This is a genomic window from Noviherbaspirillum sp. (genome assembly GCF_035654295.1).
Taxonomy (GTDB): domain Bacteria; phylum Pseudomonadota; class Gammaproteobacteria; order Burkholderiales; family Burkholderiaceae_D; genus Noviherbaspirillum.
In genome coordinates this window covers 1-22,221 of the sequence record NZ_DASRXF010000205.1, presented here as the reverse complement: position 1 = coordinate 22,221, position 22,221 = coordinate 1, and the positions used below count along the sequence as shown (strand labels likewise).

The following is a 22,221-nucleotide window of genomic DNA, read 5'->3' as shown; positions in this document are numbered from 1 at the left end:
AAAGACGTGACGCGACAGCGGCACGCCTACTATTTCCGAGCCTACCTCAACCGGCTCGTATTCCTATACGTGGTTCTACTTATCAGTCGCCTACCTTGTCGGTCGGGAAGCGCAGAACGTCCCGCAGCAGGTGCCCCATCGGCATGTTCATGTTGATGCCCTTGGGCGGGATCGGGCTTTTGAACCACTTATCGTACAGCTTGTAGATCTCCCCTTCATGGATGATCCTGCCCATCTCGCGGTCGATCAGGGTTTTGAAGGGGATGTCGTCCTTGCGCATCATGACGGCGTAAGGCTCGGCGGAGAGAGCATCGCCGACCACGACGAAGCCGGTGGGATTCTGCGCATTGGCACGCAAACCGAACAATAGCACGTCGTCCATCGGGAATGCTTCGGCCTCGCCCTTTTCGACCATGCCGAAGGACTCCGCATGGTCCCGGCCCTCGATCAGCTTCAGGCCCAGCGAGCGGACCTTGTCGCGGTCGTTGAGCAGTTTGACGGCCGTGGTGCCCTTGGTCGTGACGACACGCTTGTCGCGCAGGTCGGACCAGTTGCGTATGCCGGAATCGGCCCGGACGACCATCCTGGCTGCGGCCACGAAATGCGGAATCGTGAAGGAAACCTGTTTTCGGCGTTCGGCATTGTTGGTGGTCGAACCACATTCCAGGTCGGCCTTGCCTTCGACGATCGCTGCAATCCGCGTGCTGGGCGTGACAGGCAGGTAGCGCACGTCCAGGCGCGCCAGCTTGAGCTCGCGGCGCACCGCTTCGGCGAACTTCAGGCACAGGTCAACCGCATAGCCGACAGGCTTCTTGTTGTCATCCAGATACGAAAACGGCATCGACGCCTCGCGGTGCGCGATGGTGATGGTTTGCGTTTCCCGGATCTTCGATAGGGTGTCGCCGGCGTTCGCCAATGCGGCAAAGCCGCAGAGGCAGGCAGCCGCCGCGGCTTTGGAAAAACCGTTGTTGATGGTGATAGGGCGCATAAGGTCTCCGTCTCATGCTGTTGTCGCGTCAATCGCCGCCTGCATTCATTGTTGTTGTAGGCGGCACCTTGTATCTGTTTGCAGCGGGTACATCGCCCGCTGCATTATATTCATCCTAATTTTCCCGGTCAGGGATAGAGACCGCGCATCTCGCGCGCCTGCAGGACCCGCGTACAGGCGACAATGAATGCCGCCGTCCGCAAGGACACCTTCTTTTCCTCTGAGAGCTGCCACACGGCAGCGAATGCTTCGCGCATGATGCGCGTCAACCGCTGGTTGATCTCGTCCTCGGTCCAGAAGAAGCTGGAGAAGTCCTGCACCCACTCGAAATAGCTGACGGTCACCCCGCCGGCATTGGCGATGACGTCCGGCACCACCAGCACGCCCTTGTCGTGCAGGATGTCGTCCGCCGCCGGCGTGGTCGGGCCGTTCGCGCCTTCGAGGATGATCTTTGCACGGATCTTGTCGGCGTTGGCGGCGGTGATCTGCTGTTCGAGCGCTGCCGGGATCAGGATGTCGCAATCGACTTCCCAGAAGCGTTCGCGGTCGGATACCGCCTCGGCGCCGCCGAAGCCGGTCACGCTGCCATGCTGCTTCACATGGGCGTGCAGCGCCACAACATCAATACCGGTATCACGGACGATGGTGCCAAGGTGGTCCTGCACCGCCACGACCTTTGCACCTGCCTCGGCAAACAGGCGTGCCGCAATGCCGCCGACGTTGCCGAAGCCTTGCACCGCCACCCGCGCCCCTTTCAGGTCCAGACCGCGCTTGGCAGCGGCCTCGCAGCCGACCACGAACACGCCGCGGCCGGTTGCCTCATGGCGCCCGAGGCTGCCGCCGAGGGAAATCGGCTTGCCGGTCACCACACCCGTCGCGGTGCTGCCCTGGTTCATGGAATAGGTATCCATCATCCACGCCATCACTTTTTCGTTCGTGTTGACGTCGGGTGCGGGAATATCCTTGTTGGGTCCGATGATGATGTTGATTTCGCTGGTATAGCGGCGCGTCATGCGCTGCAGTTCGCCCATGGACAGGGTGCGCGGATCGACACGGATACCGCCCTTCGCCCCGCCGTAGGGCACATTGACCGCGGCATTCTTGATCGTCATCCACGCGGACAGCGCCATGACTTCGGACAAGGTCACATCCTGGTGAAAGCGCACGCCGCCCTTGCCGGGGCCGCGCGAGGTGTTGTGCTGCACCCGATAGCCTTCGAAATGCGCAATGCTGCCGTCGTCGCGCTCGATCGGTACATCGACGACCAGGATGCGCTTCGGACGCTTCAGTGTCTCGACCCAGCGCGCGAGCGTGCCGAGGTACGGCGTGACGCGGTCGATCTGTTCAAGGTAAACACCCCAGGGGCCGATTTCATGAGCCGTCAGGTAGGACGGCACTTCGTGTTTGCTGGACATGCTGTCACTGCTCCTTGTAGAGGTTCAGTCACCCTTCCACGACATGTGTGAGGCGCGATACGGGTGGCATGCTATTGCAACGCATTGCAGCAAATCCAATGCTTTGTGCGCATGCAACTATGCAAAAAATGCATAAGTGCCAGCTATCACACTCAGGCGGCCTTCGCGCGGCTGCGCTTCCTTGCCCGCCCTTTTGCCTGTGCCTGGCTGCGCTCTACGAGGTAATCCCACAGGCGCGACACGATCGGCTTGCCCGGCCGCTGCGCCGAAGGGCGCTCCCGATAGAGACGAATCTCCATATTGACCTCCCACTCGGAATGACCGCCGTCGGCGCGAGCGAGCTGCTTCTGCTTGAGCTCGCGGGCCACCGCCGACTCCGGCAGGAACACGACGCCGTGGCCTTCGAGGGCCATCATCTTCAAGCCCTCGGCCATATCGGTTTCATAGCGCTTTTCGAGATGGAGCGGGCGCTTGGCGTCCGTCAGTATCAGTTCGACCATGCGGCCGAGATAGGCGTTGCTCGTATAGGAGAGGAAGGGCAGCGGCGACTTCGCGCTGCCCGGCAGCGAAAATTCCGGCGCGCCGCTGCGGTCGCAGCGCGCGTAGGCACGCAGGGCCTCGTTGCCGAGCGTGAGCATTTCGTACCGGCTGGCGTCGAGCTGCACAGGCTGGCGCGGATGGTGATAACACAACAATAGGTCGCAACCGCCTTCGACCATCGTCATCACGGCGTCGTGCACGTTCAGTGCGATCAAACGCGTGCGCAGCATGCCGAAGCCAGCTTCGAGCTCCGTCATCCATTTGGGCATGAAGGTGAGCGAGAGCGTATGGGGCACTGCAAAATCGACGGTCGTCTGGGCAGTCGGGCGCTTGCCCCGCAGGAGTGCGCGCGCGTCATTGATCTGGCCCAGCATTTCGAGCGCCTGCTCGTAGAACACTTCGCCGGCGGGAGTCAGGCGGGTCGGATAGGAAGTACGGTCAATCAGGTCCGCGCCCAGCCAGGCCTCGAGCGACTGGATGCGGCGGGAAAACGCCGGCTGCGTGACGTGGCGGAGCTCGGCCGACCTGCTGAAACTGCGGGTCTCCGCCAATGAGATGAAGTCTTCCAGCCACTTGGTTTCCATGGCGCTATGTTAGACGCGTTCCACGCCGAAGCAAAGCACGCCCGTGCCGGAATCCTAGGCAACGGCAGACTCTTCCCCAAGCGAGCCGGAATCCGGGGAGGATGCCGCAATCTCCTGCCTTGCCTGCTGGCGCTCCCACATTTGCGCGTACGCGCCGCCGGCGGCAAGCAGCTGGCCGTGGGTGCCGCGCTCGACGATCCGCCCGTGGTCGAGCACGAGGATCTGGGCCGCATCCGCAATGGTCGACAGGCGGTGAGCGATGACGAGCGTGGTGCGGTCCTTCGCGATTTCCTTCAACTGCGCCTGGATCGCCTGTTCGGATTTCGAATCGAGCGCGGAGGTCGCCTCGTCGAAGATCAGGATGGCCGGATTCTTGAGCAGCGTCCTGGCGATGGCGACGCGTTGCTTCTCGCCGCCGGACAGCTTGAGGCCGCGCTCGCCGACCGTGGTCGCGTAGCCGTCGGGCAGGCTTTCGATGAAGTCATGGATATAGGCTGCCTTGGCCGCCGCGACGATCTCTTCCTTGCTCGCATCCGGCTTGCCGTAGCCAATGTTGTATTCGATCGTATCGTTGAAGAGGACAGTGTCCTGCGGCACGATGCCGATCGACTTGCGCAGCGATACTTGGGTCACGTCGCGCAAGTCCTGGCCGTCGATGGTGATGCTGCCCTTGTTGATGTCGTAGAAGCGGAACAGCAGGCGCGACAAGGTCGACTTGCCCGATCCGCTGTGGCCGACGACGGCTGTGGTCGTGCCCGCCGGGATGGCGAAGTCGACGTCGAAAAGGATCTGCCGCTTGGACTCGTAGCTGAAATCGACGTGCGAGAAGCGCACTTCCGCACCCTTGATTTCCAGCGGCTTCGCGTCGGGATTGTCCGCCACTTCCCTGTGCTGGTCCAGCAGCGCGAAGAGACGCTCCATGTCTGCCAGGCTCTGCTTGATTTCTCGGTAAATGACGCCGAGGAAATTGAGCGGGATGTAGAGCTGGATCATGAAGGCATTGACCAGCACCAGGTCGCCCAGCGTCATGGTGCCGTCGATCACGCCCTGCGTCGCTCGCCACAGGATGAGCGTCACCGCCACGGCAATGATGAGGGACTGGCCCGTGTTCAGAATCGACAATGAAGTCTGCGACTTCACTGCCGCGGTTTCCCAGTTCTGCAGGCTCTTGTCGTAGCGGCGCGCTTCGTAATCCTCATTGCCGAAATATTTCACCGTCTCATAGTTGATGAGCGAGTCGATTGCGCGCGTATTGGCCTTGGAATCGAGGTCGTTCATGGTGCGGCGGAACGTGGTGCGCCACTCGGTAACAGCGACGGTATAGGCAATGTAGACAATCAGCGCGCCGAAAGTGATCGCCGCAAACCAGATGTCGTAGTGCAGCACGAGGTAGCCGATCACGAGCGAGATTTCGACCAGCGTCGGCAGGATGCTGTACAGCGTATAGGAAACCAGCGAGGAAATGCCGCGCGTGCCGCGCTCGATGTCGCGTGTCATGCCGCCGGTCTGGCGGTTAAGGTGAAAGCGCAGCGAGAGCGCGTGCAGGTGGCGGAAGACCTTGAGCGCGACGGTCCGCACGGCATTCTGCGTCACTTTCGCGAACACGAACTCGCGCAGCTCGGTGAACATGGTGGTGCACAGTCGCAGCACGCCGTATGCAACCAGTATGCCGACCGGCAAGACAAGCAGTGCACGCGGGTTCTCGGGGCTGATGGTCATGTGGTCGACCAGCGACTTGAGGACGATAGGCACACCGACGTTCGCCAGCTTCGCCCCGACCAGGAAAGTCAGCGCCAGCAGCATGCGCCATTTGTACGCCCACAGGTACGGGAACAGCGTCCTGAGCGTGGCCCAGTCGTTGCGGGTGCCTTGATTGGCGGGTGCTTCGGATGAAGTTACGGGATTACGTCGCATGAAAAAGAGATAACTTGGTTTATCCTGTTGCTTTGACGATTGTAGCCCAGCCCATTCTTTCGGGCGGCTACCTGCACCGGAGAGGAGAAGAAGATGACCGACCACCAAACAACCCTGCCGGCGGGGAAAGTACCTCAGCTGCGCGTGATGCCGATGCCATCCGATGCCAATGTGCACGGCGATGTCTTCGGCGGCTGGATCATGGCGCAGGTCGATATCGCGGGCTCGCTGCCTGCCGTCCGGCGCGCGAACGGCCGCGTGGCAACGATTGCCGTGAACTCCTTCCTGTTCAAGCAACCAGTGTTCGTCGGCGACCTGCTTTCCTTCTATGCGGAAGTGGTCAAGGTGGGCAACACATCGATCACGGTGAACGTCGAGGTGTATGCGGAACGCAATCGCCTGCAGGTGGAAACGGTGAAGGTGACCGAAGCCACGCTGACCTATGTCGCCACCGACGAGAACCGCAAGCCGCGGGCCCTACCCCCGCTCGACGCCTGACGTTCCTGCGCATCAACACCCAGACTCCTGATTCGACCTGCCACGACGGGAACGGTTCATGCATTTGAATGAGCCGTTCCCTTCCCTCATTTCAATATGCGCCCCGACCGCAGAAACTTTCTTGTCCATGCAGGGCGGCTTCTTTCGCTGGCTGCGCTCGCGTCGGCGTATCCCTCGCGTGCGATCAGTCGCATAAGCGTCTATCCATTCAGCCTCGGCGTCGCCTCCGGCTCCCCACGACCGGACCGCGTTGTCCTCTGGACGCGCATCCTGCCCAATCCGCTGGACGCAAGCTCGCCGGGCACGCAGCCCTATTCCGTCCGTTGGGAAGTCGCCGAGGACGAAGCATTCCGCCATATTGCCGCGCAGGGAATTGCGGCGGCGCTGCCGGAGCTCGCGCATAGTGTTCATGTGGATGCAACCGGCCTGCGTCCCGGCCGCTGGTATTGGTATCGCTTCCTGCTCGGCGATGCGGCGAGCCCGGTTGGCCGGACGAGGACAGCCCCCGCCGACGACGACATGCCGGCGTCGCTGCGCCTGGCGTTCGCGTCCTGCCAGCATTGGGAGTTCGGCCAGTATGCGGCGCATCGCCATATTGCCGATGAAGCACCGGACCTCGTCGCATTCCTTGGGGACTACATCTATGAATGGGGCGCCTACGATCTCGTCCACCCGCCTTCCCCGCGCCGCCGCAGCAATGAGTCGCTCACGCTCGCCGACTACCGTGCCCGTTATGCCCAGTACAAGTCCGACCCGCACCTGCAGGCCTCACACCTCGTGGCGCCATGGCTGGTGACCTGGGACGACCACGAAGTCGCGAACGATTACGCCAACGACCGCGACGAAAGGTTGGACAAAGATTTCCTCACGCGCCGCGCCGCTGCCTATCAAGCGTTCTACGAGCACATGCCGGTACGCTTGCCGGCGCTGCCCCCGGGCCCGCAGCGCTTCGCCCACCTGCGCATTTACGACCGCTTCGACTGGGGGCGTCTCGCGCGCCTCCATGTGCTCGACGACCGCCAGTACCGTTCGTATCAAGCCTGCCAGCGCTCCGATCGCGGCGGTTCGGGTACCGTTACCCGCGCCTGTGCGGAGCTTGACGATCAAGCCCGCAGCTTGCTCGGGGCCGAACAGGAATCGTGGTTGCTGGATGGATTTGCATCATCACGCGCGAGGTGGAACATCCTTGCGCAGCAAACCTTCATGGCGCAATCCTCGCAGGCGCCGCTCGTGCACGAAGAGGACGGCCGCTTCTGGAACGACGGATGGGACGGCTATCCCGCCGCCCGCGGCCGCCTGCTCGACGGCCTGGCGAAGCATGACGTGTCGAACCCGTTGGTCATCTCGGGCGACGTGCACACCTTCTACGCCGCTGACATCAAGCGCGATTTTTTCAGGAAGACATCCGCCGGCAATCCGGTTCTCGCAACGGAATTCTGCGGCACCTCGATCACCTCGAATTCACGGCCACAGTCACGCACCGAGAAATACGTCGCCGATAATCCGCACATCAAGTACGGACGCAGCGACCGGCGCGGGTATGTGACGATGGACATCAAAGCTTCAGGTACGTCGGTCAGGTTCCAGGCGCTCGACGATGTGCGGCTGACCGCATCGGGCGTCTCCACTGTCGCCAGCTTTGCGGTCGAGAATGGGCATCCTGGCGCAGTACGCACCGACTGAAGGGACGAAAAAAAACCGCCTGACATGCAGGCGGTTTTTTCGGAGGAATGCGGATCAGGCCGCTTTCTTCTCGTCGCGCAGTTCGCGGCGCAGGATCTTGCCGACGTTGGTCTTCGGCAGCTCGTCGCGGAACTCGATGTACTTCGGCTTCTTGTAACCGGTGAACTGTTCCTTGCAGTAGTTCATCAGCTGGTCGACCGTAAGCGACGGATCCTTGCGGACCACGAACAACTTCACCGCTTCGCCGGAGTTGGCATCCGGCACGCCGATGCAGGCGCACTCGAGCACACCCGGATGCGCGGCGACCACGCCTTCGATCTCGTTCGGGTAGACGTTGAAGCCCGACACCAGGATCATGTCCTTCTTGCGATCGACGATCTTCACATAACCGCGCTCGTCCATCACGCCGATGTCGCCCGACTTGAAGAAGCCGTCCGGGGTCATGACCTTGGCGGTTTCATCCGGACGGTTCCAGTAGCCGACCATGACTTGCGGGCCGCGGATCGCGATCTCGCCCGGCTGGCCCAGCGGCACCGGCTTGCCGTCGTCGTCCAGGATGGCGATGTCCGTTGACGGGATCGGCAGGCCGATCGCACCGGAGAATTCAGTTGCAGTCGCCGGGTTCACGGTCGCAGTCGGCGAGGTTTCGGACAAGCCATAACCTTCGATGATCGGGCAGCCCGTCACCTTCAGCCACTTGTCGGCGACCGCCTTCTGCACCGCCATGCCGCCGCCGTTGCAGACCTTCAGGCCGGAGAAATCGAGCTTGGCGAATTCGGGGTTGTTCAGCAGTCCGTTGTACAGGGTATTCACCGCGGGCAGCAGGTTGAACTTGTGCTTGCCCAGCTCCTTCACGAAACCGGGAATGTCGCGCGGATTCGGGATGAGGATGTTCATTGCTCCCCAGCGGGTGCCCATCAGGCAGCACGCGGTGAGCGCGAAGATGTGATACAGCGGAAGCGCGCAGACAATCGACAGCGGATCGATCTTCGGCTCCTGGTTCAGGGCCGGCTGCGCCCATGCGTCGTTCTGCAGGACGTTGGCGATGATGTTGCGGTGGGTGAGCGTGGCGCCCTTGGACACGCCGGTGGTGCCGCCGGTGTACTGCAGGAAGGCGACATCCTCATGCTTCAGGTCGACGGGCTTGAGCGACGAGCGCGCGCCTTCCGACAGCGTCTGCTTGAAGCGCGTCGCGTTCGGCAGCGAGAATGCGGGCACCATCTTCTTCACGTTGCGCACCACAAAGTTGACGATCATGCCCTTCACGCCGCCCAGCATTTCACCCATGCTGGCGACGACGACATGCTTGACCTTGGTCTTGCCGATCACCTGCTCCAGGGTGTGGGCGAAGTTTTCGAGAATGATGATCGCTTCGGCGCCCGAATCGTTGAGCTGATGCTCGAGTTCGCGCGGCGTATAGAGGGGATTGACGTTGACAACGGTATAACCTGCGCGCAGGACACCGGCGATGGCGACCGGGTATTGCAGCACGTTGGGCATCATGATGGCCACGCGTGCGCCCTTCTTCAGGCCGCGGCCCTGCAGCCATGCGCCGAGGTACTTGGAATACTCGTCGAGCTGGCCGTACGTCATGAACTTGTCCATGCAGACATAGGCGTTGCGCGACGCGAACTTGCGGAAGGATTCTTCCAGCAGGTGCACCAGCGAGCGGTACTGGGTGTAGTCAATCTCGGTCGGAACGCCGGTCGGATAGGACTTCAGCCAAAGTTTTTCCATTGTCTGCCTCTTGTCTTGATTTGGTTGGTTAGTATCGATCGCTCGAAATAATCGAACGACCGGTTTTTTTATTATCTTAGATGCTATCGGTGGAGCCGTTTGCATGCAAGTCTTTTGCACAAGATCAGAAGTGTTTTTCTAGTATTTATGTTTTGCGCCGCAGCAATCATTGACTGCCCGGCGCCAAAAATGACAACGCGGCCACCGGGGCCGCGTTGTCAGTGTTCGTGGGTGAGGCAGCGGCCTGCGCTACCGCGGCGGCATGCCTGCTGCATGGAGGTTTTCGGCTGTCATTGGTGTCGATTTGCCGAAGTGCGCAAGCTGCCGATGACGCTCGTCCTTTTCCAGCGTTGCCAGCCGGCGCACCGCGTCATAGAAATTGGCCATCGACTTTTCTTTCGCCAGTATCGCTTTGAAGCCCGGGACAAAGTCATGGTACGTGGCGATCGCCGAGAGGTGCGCATTCGACAAGGGTTCGACGAACCAGCGGTCGTAGCCGGCGTAGCCGCCCCATGATGCTTTCAGCACCTGGTACTCGTCCTTGAGCGACTGAAAGATCGACGCCTTTTCCTTGCGCTTTTCGTCGTCGTTCACATCGCGCTCGTAATTTTCCTGCAGCATTTTCCGGTGCTTCATCAGCAGCGCCAGGAAGTCGCGCTTGCGGCTTTCATACGCGGCATACGCCTTGCGCGTCTTCTCGTCGCCATACACGGTCATCCAGCGCTCCACGCCAGCCTCTTCCACGGCGACGGCAAAGGATTCATTGAAGCGCGAATCGCCGGGCACATACACGACCTGGTGCGCCAGTTCGTGGAAGACGAGCCGGGCGAGTTCACCGTCCGGGTACTGGATGAAGGTCGAGAGCACCGGATCCTTGAACCAGCCGAGCGTCGAGTATGCCGGCACACCGGAGACCTCGACGTCATACTTCTCGGCGCGCAGTTCGGCGGCGTAGGCCTGTGCGTCGTCCTTGCTGTAGTAACCGCGGTAGTTCACGCAGCCGGCAACCGGAAAGCACCACTGCAGAGGCTTGAGCGACAGCTCGGGCGTGGCCACGATGTTCCACATCACGAACGGACGCTTGACGTCGGCGTAGGTGGTGAACGTGTCGTTGTCCGGCAGCGCCAGCTCGCGCGCCGCGAACTGGCGGATCTGCTTTACCCGCGTGAGCTTACCCTTGAGCTTGTCTTCCACGTCGGGACTGGCGAGCCAGTCGTCGATCGGACGCGCCTCGGAAAGCAGCGATAGCTGACCTTGCGCGGCCTGCACGAAATAGCCCAGTTGGGCACATCCGGCTACCAGTCCAGCCACACTGCAAAGGATCAACGCCCGCCACTTCATCTTCATGCCTGCCTACGCTTTTTCCACCTGCACCAGTACGTCATAGAACGTTGGCGCCTTGCCCATATCGGTCAGCTGCTGGCTGGTGACTTCATTGGCATTCTTGCCATCGGCGGCGAACTTCTTCCACCAGATCGACAAGCCCACTACCAGCCCGCGCCGTGCTTTGTCTGTCACGCGCACTTTGGCAACGAAAGACCCGCGGTCGTTGAAAATCCGTACCGCATCGCCGTCTTCGATGCCGCGCTCGTGCGCGTCGGAAGGATGCATATCGAGATGCGGTTCGCCTTCCGTATCGCGCAGACTCTGCACATTGACGAAGCTGCTGTTGAGAAAGTTCCTTGCGGGCGGAGAAATCATGGCGAGGGGATATTTCTTCGCCAAGACTGGATTGCTTGCGACCGATTCATGCGGGGCGACATATGCAGGCAAGGGATCAAGGCCGGCGGCCTTCATCTGCTCCGAATAGAACTCACACTTGCCGGAAGGCGTCGGGAATCCGCCGTGGGCAAACGGCGCGTCGGGCACATTGAGCTTTTGCCATCCCTTGCGCTTGAGCGAATCCCAGTCGAAATGCACTGCGCGAACGTCGGTGCGCTTGAAGGCCTGTGAAGCGATCTCATCATCGCTCTCGCGGAAGCACGGGTCGTCGAAACCCATGCGTGCGGCAAGCAGCCGGAAAATCTCGGTATTCGGCTTGGCTTCGCCCAGCGGCGCGACGGCCGCATTGTTGGCCATCATGTAGAGATGACCATAGGTCGAATGTACGTCGACGTGTTCGAGCTGCGTGGTGGCGGGCAGGACGATGTCGGCGTAATCCGCGGTGTCAGTCTGAAAATGCTCGAGCACGACGGTGAACAAGTCTTCGCGCGCGAATCCCTGCACGACCTTCGGCGACTCCGGCGCCACGGCGACCGGGTTCGAGTTGTACACGACCAGCGCCTCGATCCTGGGGCCGAACGCCGGGTCGCCGTCGCGCAGCAGGTCATCGCCGATGGTGCTCATGTTGATGGTGCGAGGCTGCTTCTCCAGCAGGTCCGGCCGCTGCAGGCTGCGCTGGTTCTTCGGGAAGGTGTCCGACGACGAGAGCTGGATACCGCCTGCGGCGTGGCGCCAGGCACCCACCAGCGCCGGGAGGCATGCGATATTGCGCACTGCCATGCCGCCGCCGTGCACGCGCTGCACGCCGTAATTGACGCGGATCGCGACCGGATCGCCGCGCTTGGCCGCGCCGCCGTACTCGCGTGCCAGCCCGACAACCTCTTCTTCGCTGATGCCGCAGGTTTCAGCCACCTTCCGCGGCGTCCATTCAGCAACGCGCTCCTTCAACCTGTCAAAGCCAAAGGTAAATTGTTCGATGTAGTCCTTGTCCAGCAGTTCCTCGGCGATCAGCACGTGCATCATGCCCAGTGCCAGCGCGGCATCGGTTCCGGGCAGCAGGGCGATGTGCTGGTGGCATTTTTCCGCTGTCAGGGAGCGATAGGGATCGATCGCAATCAGTTTGGCCCCGCGGCGCTTGGCCTCCTGTGCGCGCATCCAGAAATGCAGGTTGGAGGCGATCGGATTGCCGCCCCAGATCAGGATCAGTTTGGCATTCTGGAATTGCTCCACGTCGGTGCCGATCTTCGCACCCACGGTGTACTTGTACCCTTCGCCGCCGGCCGATGCGCAAATCGTGCGGTCGAGCAGCGAGGCGCCCAGCTTGTGGAAGAAGCGTGCGGCCATGGACTCGCCCTGCACCAGGCCCATGGTGCCGGCATAGCTGTAGGGTACGATGGCCTGTGGGTCGCGCGCCGCGATATTCTTCAGGCGGGAAGCGATCGTGTCGAGCGCTTCGTCCCAGGAGATGCGCTCGAAGCGCCCTTCGCCCTTCCGTCCGACACGCTTCATCGGGTGCAGCAGACGGTCTTTGTGATAGGTGCGCTCCGTGTACTTCGATACCTTGGTACAGAGCACGCCTGCGGTGGTGGGATGGTCGGGATCACCCTTTACCTGGACGGCGACGCCATCCTCCACGGTAACGAGAAGCGCACACGTATCGGGGCAATCATGGGGACAGGTGGCGCGAACAATTGAAGTGGTCATAGCAGATCCGGAAGCCGCCGGACGCACGCTTGTGGCAGTTGCCCGGCAAAGTAAATGGTTGGCCCATGCAGCGCGGAATAATTCCAGGACGCGCAGCGGTTTGCAGTAGTTAAAATATACCGTCTCGGCCCAAGCGTAATATACCTATATCGCAGGCCGCTCGCATGCCGGAAAGCAATAGCCCTTTTACAACACGGCGGCGTCTGCCGCTGGAGGCAAACATGAAGTTGATCGACCCGATTCTTGAATTCCAATCCGAGCTGCGCCAGATCCGCCGCGACATCCACGCGCATCCGGAGCTTTGCTTCGAAGAGCGGCGCACCGGAGACCTTGTTGCACAAAAGCTAGCCGATTGGGGTATTCCCGTCATCCGCGGCATGGGCACGACCGGCGTGGTCGGCGTTGTCAGGAACGGCACCAGCAATCGCGCCGTCGGTTTGCGGGCCGACATGGACGCCCTGCCGGTGCAGGAAATCAATACCTTTTCCCATGCCTCGCGCCATGCAGGCAAGATGCATGCATGCGGACACGACGGCCACGTTGCCATGCTGCTTGGCGCGGCGCGATATCTGTCCCAGCATCGCAATTTCGACGGCACGGTGTACCTGATTTTCCAGCCCGCCGAGGAAGGCGGCGGCGGCGCGCGGCGCATGATGGACGATGGCCTGTTCAGGGAATGCCCGATGGAAGCCGTGTTCGGTATGCATAACTGGCCGGGCGTCCCGGTCGGGACCTTCGGCGTGACGGCCGGCCCGATGATGGCCTCCTCCAACGAATTCGAAGTCGTCATCAAGGGCAAGGGAGCGCACGCGGCACAACCGTTCAAGGGAATCGATCCTATCATGGTCGCGGTGCAAATCGCGCAAAGCTGGCAAACCATCATCACGCGCAACAAGAACCCGCTCGATGCGGCCGTGCTCTCGATCACACAGATTCACGCCGGCAGCGCCACAAACATCATCCCGGATGAAGCGACCCTGATCGGCACCGTGCGCACCTTCACGACCGACGTCCTGGACCTGATGGAACAGCGGATGCAAGCCATCGCGGCGCACACTGCGGAAGCGTTCGGCGCAAGCGTGGACTTCAGCTTCAAGCGCAATTACCCCCCGCTGATCAACCATGCCCGGGAAACGGCCTTCGCCGTCGAAGTCATGCAATCCATCGTCGGCCCGGAGAGGGTCGATGCGCAGGTGGAACCGACGATGGGGGCGGAAGATTTCGCCTTCATGCTGCAGGAAAAGCCCGGCTGTTATGTCTTCATCGGCAACGGCGAAGGGGCGCACCGCGAGCACGGGCACGGCCTGGGGCCGTGCAACCTGCACAACCCGAGTTATGACTTCAACGACGACCTGCTCCCGATCGGGGCAAGCTTCTGGGTGCGGCTGGCCGAGGCCTGGCTCGCAAGGGCATGAGCGGCCATGGCGCATTCCGTCTCGGAGTATGCATCGCCGTTTGCCCGGGTCGCACTGGAAAACGTCATCCGCGAATTCCCGAACAAGCCTGATCATCTGCTGACAAGGGAGGCGGACATGCGCCGCCCGCGTGCACTGCACCCCGCGTTCTACGGCAGCTATGACTGGCACTCCAGCGTTCACATGCACTGGCTGCTCGCGCGCCTGCTGCACCGCGTCCCCGGCCTTCCGGAATGCACCCGGATCCATGAGCTTTTCAACCGGCACTTCACGGCGGAAAACATCGCTGCCGAAACCGCGTATCTGCAAGACTCGTCCCGCGGCACGTTCGAGCGCCCCTATGGGTGGGGATGGCTGCTGAAGCTGCAGGCCGAGCTGCACGCGCTCGCCGATACCGACGCCGCCGCTCGCGCGTGGCGGGACAATCTTCAACCACTCGCCGATGCCATCGTCGAACGCTACCAGGCCTTCCTGCCGTTGGCGCAATACCCGGTGCGCGCCGGTACGCATGCGAACAGCGCGTTCGGCCTGCTGCTGGCCCTGGATTACGCGGAAACCATCCAGCACATCGCCTTGCGCCGCCTGATCGCAGCCAAGGCCAGCGCCTGGTTCGGCCGCGACCGCCGCTACCCCGCTGCCTACGAGCCGGGCGGCGATGACTTCCTTTCAGCCGGGCTGGTCGAGGCGGCACTCATGCTGCGCCTCGTGGATGGATGCAGTTATGCGGACTGGTGGGAGTTGTTCCGCCCGGCGCCAAACGAATTGGCGACATGGCTGTTGCCAGTGCAGGTGACGGACCGCAGCGATCCCAAGCTGGCCCATCTGGATGGCGTGAACCTGACCCGGGCGTGGTGCTGGAAGCAGATTCGCTCCCAGCTCGATCATGAACTGCGTTCGCGCGTTGATACGGCGATTGAAACGCATCTCGAGGCTTCACTGCCGGCCGCCGTCGAAGGTGAGTATGCCGGCACGCACTGGCTGGCCAGCTTCGCGCTACTTGCGCTGACTGAGGGATAGCGGCTGCTGCCCGGCTTCCGGGGTGTCGGCACGGGCAAGGCGTTCGCGCAGCAGACGTATATCGCCATACCAGGCTTCGGCGGATTCGCCGGTGTTGTCGGTATCGGTCAAAACCCCTACTCCGATCAGCCTGCCTGGTTTTTCACCGAATGCCTTTTCAAAGTCTTCGACGATGTTGCGCGTGAAGGAGCGCCACTCGCCGATGCCGTCCGACCCGCTTTCCGCCACCATCATCTTGATACGGCTGGTGTAGGTGCTGCCGATGACGGTACCGACCGGCTTGTTGTTTTCCCAGATGTACATCAAGGTTGCATAGGGAAACTCGTAACCCGTCACCACGCGCGCCGTTTCGAACAGGACCTGGTCGGCAAAAGGCATCGAATCCTTGTCGCCGTCGAAGCCGAGAATGACGCGCACGGGCGAATCCTCGGTGGCACGCTTGGTATTGTCTGCGGTGTTCACCAGGCTGGTGATCTTCCAGCGCCAGTGCAGCCATTGCTGCTGCTCGGCATCGATATCGACCTTGTGCATCAGGCCGGATGAGGCACTCTCCGCGCGCGCGTACAAGACAGTGGTGTCGTCCTTGTTCACCAGTTCGTAATGCGTCTGCTTCTTGTTGCGCAGCAGGATCATCGGCTCCCAGCCTGCCGGAAGCGTGCCGGCGGGACCGGTCGAGAACACGGAAAGTGCGCCCTCCGGCGGCTTCCATTCGGCGTCCGCATTCACCGTCACTTGTTGGGAGGCGCAACCGGCAAGGGACAACAGCAGCCCGAGCGGAATGATGTAGCGTTTCATGTCGATCCAGTCCTGTCCTGCGATCGACATGAAGGCCATGTGCGTCGCGGCGCCCGTTTCGGCTGGCGCCGGCTCACGGGGTGGGTAGTTGAGATGCCCGAATTGTATAGCGCAGGCCCGCCGCAGCGTGCACTAACTTGTCCAAGGCTTGCGGTTCATGGACAAACTGCCAACGAATCGAATGGTATTTCGCAACAGCCTCCCGGTGGGCGATGCTCACCAGCGCAGCCTCGGGCAGTTCGCGCAGGACGGCGTCGTAGAGTGCCGCCTCGGAAGCCGGGTCGAGGGCGCTGGTGGCCTCGTCGAGAAAGAGTATGTCCGGCCGTGCAAGGAGCGCGCGCACGAAGGCCAGCCTTTGTTGTTCGCCCGGCGACAAGCGCTGGCTCCAGTTGTCTGCCTCATCGAGTTTTTCCGTCAGGTGAGACAGCATGCAGACTTCCAGGTAGTGCCGGATCGCCAGGTCCTTGTATGCCTTTTCCTGCGCTGGATAGGCGATTGCCGCGCGCAGTGTGCCGATGGGCAGGTAGCTCTTCTGGGGAAGGAAAAGCAGCTTTGCCTGGGCGGGGATCTCGATGGCTCCCTCGCCATACGGCCAGATCCCCGCGATTGTCCGGAACAAGGTCGATTTGCCGCAGCCTGAGGGCCCGGTAACGAGTATGCGCTGCCCGGCCCGGACGTCGGCGGAGATCGGTGCAGTCAACGGCGTTCCGGCGGGCAGATGCAGGGTGACGCCGTCAATGAGGATCGCGCCGACGTTGTTGCGGGTGACAGCGATGCCGGCGCTCTGGGTGCGTGCCGCTGTCACTGCAGCATGGAATCCCGCCAGGCGGTTGACGCTGGCCTTCCAGCTCGCCAGGGAGCTGAAGGCATTGATGAACCAGGAGAGCGCCTCCTGCACATGGCCGAACGCCGAACTGATCTGCATGAGTCCGCCAAGGGTGATCGCGCCCGAAAAATACCGTGGCGCGCCGACCAGGAATGGAAAGATGATGGCGAACTGCGCATAGAAGTTCGATGCGACGTTGAGCCGCTTGGTGGTACGCATGATTTCCCACCAATTCCGGCGAATCCGTTCAAACCTGCTGTCGAGCTGCGATTGCTCCTGTGCTTCGCCGCGATACAGCGCAACCGCCTCGGCATACTCGCGAATGCGTACCAGCCCGAACCGGAAATCGGCCTCGTACCGCTGCTGGTTGAAGTTTTGCAGGACGAGCGGCTTGCCGATCATCCATACGAGTGCCGAACCGATGAGCGCGTATGCGACAGCGAACCAGACCATGTAGCCGGGGACCGTGACTTCCCGGGCGCCGAGCATGAATGACAGCGGCCCACTCACCGACCACAGGATGCCGACGAAGGACACCAGCGTGACGACGGCAGACAACAGCCCGAGCGACAGCGTAAGCGTGCCGCTGGTGAGAAAGTTCAGGTCCTCGGCGATCCGCTGGTCCGGGTTGTCGGCACTGCGCGTCTGCTCGATACGGTAATACGCCTGGTTGGCCAGCCACTCGTCAAGATACTGGCGGGTCATCCACGCCCGCCAGCGCATTTCCAGCGCCTGCGTCAGGTACACCCGGTAGATCGCCACTGCGATGTAGGTGAAGGCGAGGTAGGAGAAACGCCAGAGCTGCTCCTTGAAGGCGTCATATTCCTTGTTCTCGAGCGCGTTATAGAAGTCGCGGTTCCAGGCGTTGAAGAGAACGTCGAGATACACCATGCCGAGCGCCAGCGCGATCACTGCTGCAAGCAGGCCGCGTGCGCGCCATTTCTCTTCGGAACTCCAATAAGGTTTGATGAGATGCCATACCGCGCGCCAGTCGGTACGCGCATGAACTTTGACGGTCATATGTGAAACGATCTACCTGGGAAAGCCCGGCGGCGTCGCCGCCGGGCAGCGTGCTAAATCAGTCAACCTTCGCGCCCGATGCTTTGACGACGGCCGCCCACTTGCGGGTTTCCGCCTGGATGTGCGCAGCGAACTGATCGGGCGTATTGCCCACAGGGTCCGCGCCCTGGGCAACGAGCTTTTCCTTGACGGCAGGGCTGGCGAGCGCCTTCGCAATTTCCTGCTGCAGCTTGTTCACGATATCCGATGGCGTGCCCGCCGGGGCAAGGATGCCGAACCAGGAACTCGCCTCAAAACCTGCGAGATCGCCCCCTACCTGCGCGATCGGCGGGACATCGGGCAGTGCCGGCGAGGCCTTGGCACTCGTGACACCAAGTGCCTTGAGCCTGCCCGCCTTGATGTAGGGCATGGCCGAGGGCAGGTTATCGAACATCAGGTCAGCCTGGCCTCCGAGCAGGTCGGTAATGGCGGGTGCCGAACCGCGGTACGGAATGTGGACCATGAAGGTCTTCGTCTGCGACTTGAACAGTTCGCCGGCCAGATGGATCGAGGTGCCGTTTCCACTTGATGCCATGTTCAGCCGGCCGGGGTGTGTCTTCACGTATTTGATGAAGCTGTTCACGTCGGCGATCTTGTTCTTCTCCGCGAACGCGGCATTCACGACCAGGACGTTCGGCACGGAGGCGACCAGTGTCACGGGCGCAAAGTCCTTGACCGGGTCGTAGGGCAGCTTCGAATACAGCGACTGGTTGATGGCATGCGTACCGACAGTACCCATCAGCAGGGTGTATCCGTCCGGGAGCGACTTGGCGACCACTTCCGACCCGATATTGCCTCCGGCACCCGGGCGATTGTCGATCACGACCTGCTGGCCCCACGCCTTCGACAGTTCGCCGCCGACCGCGCGGGCGAGGATGTCCGTCGTGCCGCCGGGAGGGAACGGGACGACAAGCTTGATCGGTTTGGCGGGATACGCCTGCGCAAAAACAGAACTGCTACCAATCACGGCAACTGCCGTTGCAACTGCGGATAACCAATGCTTCAACTTCATTGCATCTCCTCCTTGTCATGGTAGTTGGTCCGGAGCCTCGCCGACCCGCTTGCCCGGGTTCAAACGTTCCAGCGCAAGCAAAGCGGCCGACTGGTCCGCGTGGGGAACTGCTTCCAGGATGCTGCGGTAGTGCTGTGTAACAAGTTCTGTGACGGGCAGCGCGATGCCGGACGCGGTCGCGGCAGCGAGCACGTTTTCAAGGTCCTTCGCCTGGCTCTTCACCTGGCCGCCGGGGAGGAAGTTCCGGTCCAGCATGCGCTGGCCATGCACCTCGAGAATACGGCTTTCGGCAAAGCCGCCGCGGAGTGCAGTGCGGACTGCCGCAGGATCGGCCCCCCCTGCCTGGGCGAGCAACAGCGCTTCGGCGACGATGCAAAGCGTCCCGCCGACGATCAGCTGGTTGCAGAGTTTTGCGATCTGTCCGCTTCCAGCCGGACCGACCAGCGTTGGCCGCCCCAACACGCGCAACACCGGCTCGGCACGCGCGAAGTCGTCGGCGCTGCCGCCGGCCATGATCGCGAGCGTGCCCGCTTCGGCACCCATTACCCCACCGGATACCGGAGCATCTACGAAGGAGATTCCCAGCGCCTGAAGCAAGGCGTGAAACTCATGCGCTTCAGACTGCCGGGTCGAACTCATATCGATCACCAGGCTTCCCGGACGCATCGCCGGCGCCGCAGCCTCCAGGACTGCGCGCACCACGGGTCCAGCCTCGAGCATCGTGATGATGATGTCAGCGCTTTTCACGCCCGCAACGAGGTCGTCTGCAAGGTCAGCGCCAAGTGCAGCCAACGGCTCCGCCTTCGCACGCGTACGGTTCCACGCGGAAAGAGAGTATCCGGCCTGCAACAAACGCGTTGCCATGGGCTTTCCCATCAGGCCAATACCTAGAAATGCAATCGTTGGCAGGGTGCTTTTGGCTGTCAAATCAGTCTCCTGTCACATGGGGCTTCGTCGCATAATGATGCATCATCATCTCAAAAAACCGACTTTCATGCCTGCAAATGACTTGCAAGCGCTGCCGAACTCGCGTGTGCTCCTGGGCGAATCTCCGCTCTGGCATCCGCAGGAACAAGCGCTTTACTGGATAGATATCGCCGGCCTTGCCGTGCATCGTTTTGACCCTGTCAGCAAGAACCATCGGAGCTGGTCGGTGCCTTCCGAACCCGGATGCATTGCCTGGTGCGCGGATGGCGGGCTTCTGGTCGCAATGCGAGCGGGAATTTCGATCCTCGACACCGAAAAGGGCAGTTTGCATCCCGTTGTCGATGCGCCCTATGACCCTGCACGAATTCGATTCAACGATGGCAGGTGCGATGCGGCGGGGCGCCTTTGGGTAGGCACATTGTCGGACGACCGAAGCCTGGCTCTTGGGGCGCTGTACTGCCTCGAGCGCGGCGTCATCAAGAAGGTTGGCAATCCGGTGACCGTCTCGAACGGCCTTGCCTTCAGTCTCGACGGGAGAACGCTGTATCACGCGGACACAACGGCACACAGAATCTCAGCATTTACCTTTGATCAGGGCTCCGGTGGCCTTGGAGAGGGCCGCCTATTCCGGCAGTTTTCCGATATCAAGGATGATCAATATGGCGGTCGGCCGGATGGCGCGTCGGTAGATAGCGAAAATGCATATTGGTGCGCGATGTATGAAGGAGGCAAGCTCCTTCGCCTGTCACCCGACGGCTCGACACTGGACGAAGTCCCGCTTCCCGCGCGCTGCCCGACTATGCCGGCATTTGGAGGCCGCGACTTGCGAACGCTGTATGTGACCACCGTCAGGAACAAACGGCCGGGGGAGGAATTAAGGGATCTCCCGCTTTCCGGATGCGTCCTTTCGCTCCGGGTCGACGTTCCCGGCATCACGGAGCATCCGTATCGTGCTTAGCGCGAAGATCGACTAGCCGGATGGATTTCCGATTTTGCGTACAATAGGAGTCTGTCCATATTAGCAATGAAAGGAAAAGTCGGATGAAGGTATTCCGCGTTAGCACGGCCGCATCAATCCTGAGCTGCCTCCTCGTGGCCGCTGCACCGGCGAGTTTTGCGGCGGACTCCGCGTCTTTCGAGTTCGGCACTGGGGACAAGACAAAGATGGTTCGTGTTGGTGTGCAGTGGAAGTGGGATTCCATGTGGTGGCAATCCAATGGCACACATATTGGCGGCTACTGGGACCTGACGCTGGCCCAATGGCGCGGTAATCGCTTTAGGAACATTCCAGGCAATACGCAAAACATCACGGCAATCGGCATTACGCCGGTCTTCCGCTTTCAGAACGACAGCAGGAAAGGCTTGTATTTCGAAGCCGGAATCGGCGCACATTTGCTATCCGAGCTGTATGACAACAACGACCAGCAGCTGTCGACCCGTTTCCAATTTGGCGATCATCTCGGGGTTGGGTATGTATTCGCAAACAACGCGGACGTCAGCCTGAAGATTCAGCACTTTTCCAATGGAAGCATCAAGAAGCCAAACGACGGCGTGAACTTCGCTGTTGTACGCGTCAGCTACCCGTTTTGAGGTCCGGCCCTTCGGGCGAGAGCGATTTTAGACGGCAGCCAATTCCGCGCTTCTGGGTGGCCACCGTAGCCAGGCAAGAGACTATCTCATGCAAATCGGGCGACGACCGTGATGAGATCCTCGTCGAGATATCCCGTCAGGGCATGCAACGCGCAAATCGGGAAGCACGCAACGGCTGCTTCCCGCATTCATCCTTCGGAATTCCCCTCCTCCTCAATGCGTGGTGGCACGAGCCATGTCCGCGCGGGTAAGCGCTGCGGCTGCGGTGCCCCATCCCCCCTCCGGGATCCCCCTCTTCTGCGATTTGGTCCAGGTACGCGCGTGGAATGCGCGGGGCGAGGGCTGGGCCCGTGGTGCGAAGCCTGGAGGCTGGAACCGGGAGCCGGGAGCCGGGAGCCGGGAGCCTGGAGCCTGGAGCCTGGAGCCTGGAGCCGGCAAGCGGGAAGCTGGAGCGTGAGCTTGCGGCTTGCGGCTTTGCTGCTTGCAGGTATGGGGAGACGCCGCACGTATGACAGCGGCCGGCGCTGGCGTGCAAGCGGATCGAGGGGAATGCGGTGCAAGGAGCGTGCGAGGGCAGGTCGCTGTGCCGGCCAGCCGGCCGCTAAAGGCCGCTAAAAAGCAAAAAGCCCTAACTCGGGAAGAGTTAGGGCTTTCGCGTATAACAAGCCTGACGATAACCTACTTTCACACTGGTTGCAGCACTATCATCGGCGCAGAGTCGTTTCACGGTCCTGTTCGGGATGGGAAGGGGTGGTACCAACTCGCTATGGTCATCAGGCATAACTTGTAGCGTTG

At 61.5% G+C, this 22,221-nt stretch carries 17 protein-coding genes and 1 rRNA gene; 6 read left to right on the top strand and 12 right to left on the bottom strand.

Going from position 1 to position 22,221, the window contains the following annotated elements; all coding sequences use genetic code 11:
* Positions 1-82: 82 nt before the first annotated feature.
* From VFF99_RS19140 to VFF99_RS19125, 4 genes are all read right to left on the bottom strand, one after another.
* Positions 83-988, bottom strand: a complete 906-nt coding sequence (locus tag VFF99_RS19140) for an amino acid ABC transporter substrate-binding protein (protein WP_325020520.1) — start codon at positions 986-988, stop codon at positions 83-85.
* Between the two features lie 128 nt (positions 989-1,116).
* A complete protein-coding gene (locus VFF99_RS19135) occupies positions 1,117-2,403 on the bottom strand; it encodes a Glu/Leu/Phe/Val dehydrogenase (protein ID WP_325020519.1) in 1,287 nt (428 codons plus the stop codon).
* Positions 2,404-2,555: 152 nt separating this feature from the next.
* A complete protein-coding gene (locus VFF99_RS19130) occupies positions 2,556-3,527 on the bottom strand; it encodes a LysR family transcriptional regulator (protein ID WP_325020518.1) in 972 nt (323 codons plus the stop codon).
* Between the two features lie 54 nt (positions 3,528-3,581).
* Positions 3,582-5,441, bottom strand: coding sequence for an ABC transporter ATP-binding protein/permease (locus tag VFF99_RS19125; protein ID WP_325020517.1), 1,860 nt, complete (start codon positions 5,439-5,441; stop codon positions 3,582-3,584).
* Between the two features lie 93 nt (positions 5,442-5,534).
* On the opposite strand from VFF99_RS19125, the gene VFF99_RS19120 reads away from it, so the two are divergent.
* Positions 5,535-5,939, top strand: a complete 405-nt coding sequence (locus VFF99_RS19120) for an acyl-CoA thioesterase (protein ID WP_325020516.1) — start codon at positions 5,535-5,537, stop codon at positions 5,937-5,939.
* Between the two features lie 96 nt (positions 5,940-6,035).
* Positions 6,036-7,622, top strand: a complete 1,587-nt coding sequence (locus VFF99_RS19115; protein ID WP_325020515.1) for an alkaline phosphatase D family protein — start codon at positions 6,036-6,038, stop codon at positions 7,620-7,622.
* Between the two features lie 54 nt (positions 7,623-7,676).
* On the opposite strand, the gene VFF99_RS19110 is transcribed toward VFF99_RS19115, so the two are convergent.
* The 3 genes from VFF99_RS19110 to VFF99_RS19100 form a co-directional block, all read right to left on the bottom strand.
* Positions 7,677-9,359, bottom strand: coding sequence for a long-chain fatty acid--CoA ligase (locus VFF99_RS19110; protein WP_325020514.1), 1,683 nt, complete (start codon positions 9,357-9,359; stop codon positions 7,677-7,679).
* 249 nt (positions 9,360-9,608) lie between these two features.
* Positions 9,609-10,706: an aminopeptidase gene (locus VFF99_RS19105; protein ID WP_325020513.1), complete on the bottom strand. Its 1,098-nt coding sequence runs from the start codon at positions 10,704-10,706 to the stop codon at positions 9,609-9,611.
* Between the two features lie 6 nt (positions 10,707-10,712).
* Positions 10,713-12,785 carry a molybdopterin oxidoreductase family protein gene (locus VFF99_RS19100; RefSeq protein ID WP_325020512.1) on the bottom strand — a complete coding sequence of 691 codons (2,073 nt, stop codon included), beginning with the start codon at positions 12,783-12,785 and terminating at the stop codon, positions 10,713-10,715.
* A 221-nt stretch (positions 12,786-13,006) separates the two neighbouring features.
* On the opposite strand from VFF99_RS19100, the gene VFF99_RS19095 reads away from it, so the two are divergent.
* Together VFF99_RS19095 and VFF99_RS19090 are read left to right on the top strand one after the other, a co-directional pair.
* Entirely contained in the window at positions 13,007-14,200 is a 1,194-nt protein-coding gene (locus tag VFF99_RS19095) for a M20 aminoacylase family protein (RefSeq protein ID WP_325020511.1), read from the top strand.
* Positions 14,201-14,206: 6 nt separating this feature from the next.
* Positions 14,207-15,217: a DUF2891 domain-containing protein gene (locus tag VFF99_RS19090; RefSeq protein ID WP_325020510.1), complete on the top strand. Its 1,011-nt coding sequence runs from the start codon at positions 14,207-14,209 to the stop codon at positions 15,215-15,217.
* Here the strand turns inward: VFF99_RS19090 and VFF99_RS19085 are convergent.
* The 4 genes from VFF99_RS19085 to VFF99_RS19070 are packed head-to-tail and all read right to left on the bottom strand — an operon-like array spanning position 15,194 to position 19,836.
* Positions 15,194-16,042, bottom strand: a complete 849-nt coding sequence (locus VFF99_RS19085; RefSeq protein WP_325020509.1) for a DUF3047 domain-containing protein — start codon at positions 16,040-16,042, stop codon at positions 15,194-15,196. The two genes, VFF99_RS19090 and VFF99_RS19085, sit on opposite strands and share 24 nt — an antisense overlap.
* 43 nt (positions 16,043-16,085) lie before the next feature.
* A complete protein-coding gene (locus VFF99_RS19080; protein ID WP_325020508.1) occupies positions 16,086-17,858 on the bottom strand; it encodes an ABC transporter ATP-binding protein/permease in 1,773 nt (590 codons plus the stop codon).
* A gap of 58 nt (positions 17,859-17,916) precedes the next feature.
* A complete protein-coding gene (locus VFF99_RS19075) occupies positions 17,917-18,909 on the bottom strand; it encodes a tripartite tricarboxylate transporter substrate binding protein (RefSeq protein WP_325020507.1) in 993 nt (330 codons plus the stop codon).
* A 15-nt stretch (positions 18,910-18,924) separates the two neighbouring features.
* Positions 18,925-19,836 carry an NAD(P)-dependent oxidoreductase gene (locus VFF99_RS19070; RefSeq protein ID WP_325020506.1) on the bottom strand — a complete coding sequence of 304 codons (912 nt, stop codon included), beginning with the start codon at positions 19,834-19,836 and terminating at the stop codon, positions 18,925-18,927.
* A 34-nt stretch (positions 19,837-19,870) separates the two neighbouring features.
* Here VFF99_RS19070 and VFF99_RS19065 point away from each other — a divergent pair, with 34 nt between their 5' ends.
* Positions 19,871-20,794: an SMP-30/gluconolactonase/LRE family protein gene (locus VFF99_RS19065; protein ID WP_325020505.1), complete on the top strand. Its 924-nt coding sequence runs from the start codon at positions 19,871-19,873 to the stop codon at positions 20,792-20,794.
* Positions 20,795-20,877: 83 nt separating this feature from the next.
* Positions 20,878-21,426, top strand: coding sequence for an acyloxyacyl hydrolase (locus VFF99_RS19060; RefSeq protein ID WP_325020504.1), 549 nt, complete (start codon positions 20,878-20,880; stop codon positions 21,424-21,426).
* Between the two features lie 665 nt (positions 21,427-22,091).
* Here the strand turns inward: VFF99_RS19060 and rrf are convergent.
* A 5S ribosomal RNA gene (gene rrf / locus VFF99_RS19055) occupies positions 22,092-22,204 on the bottom strand.
* Positions 22,205-22,221: the final 17 nt, after the last annotated feature.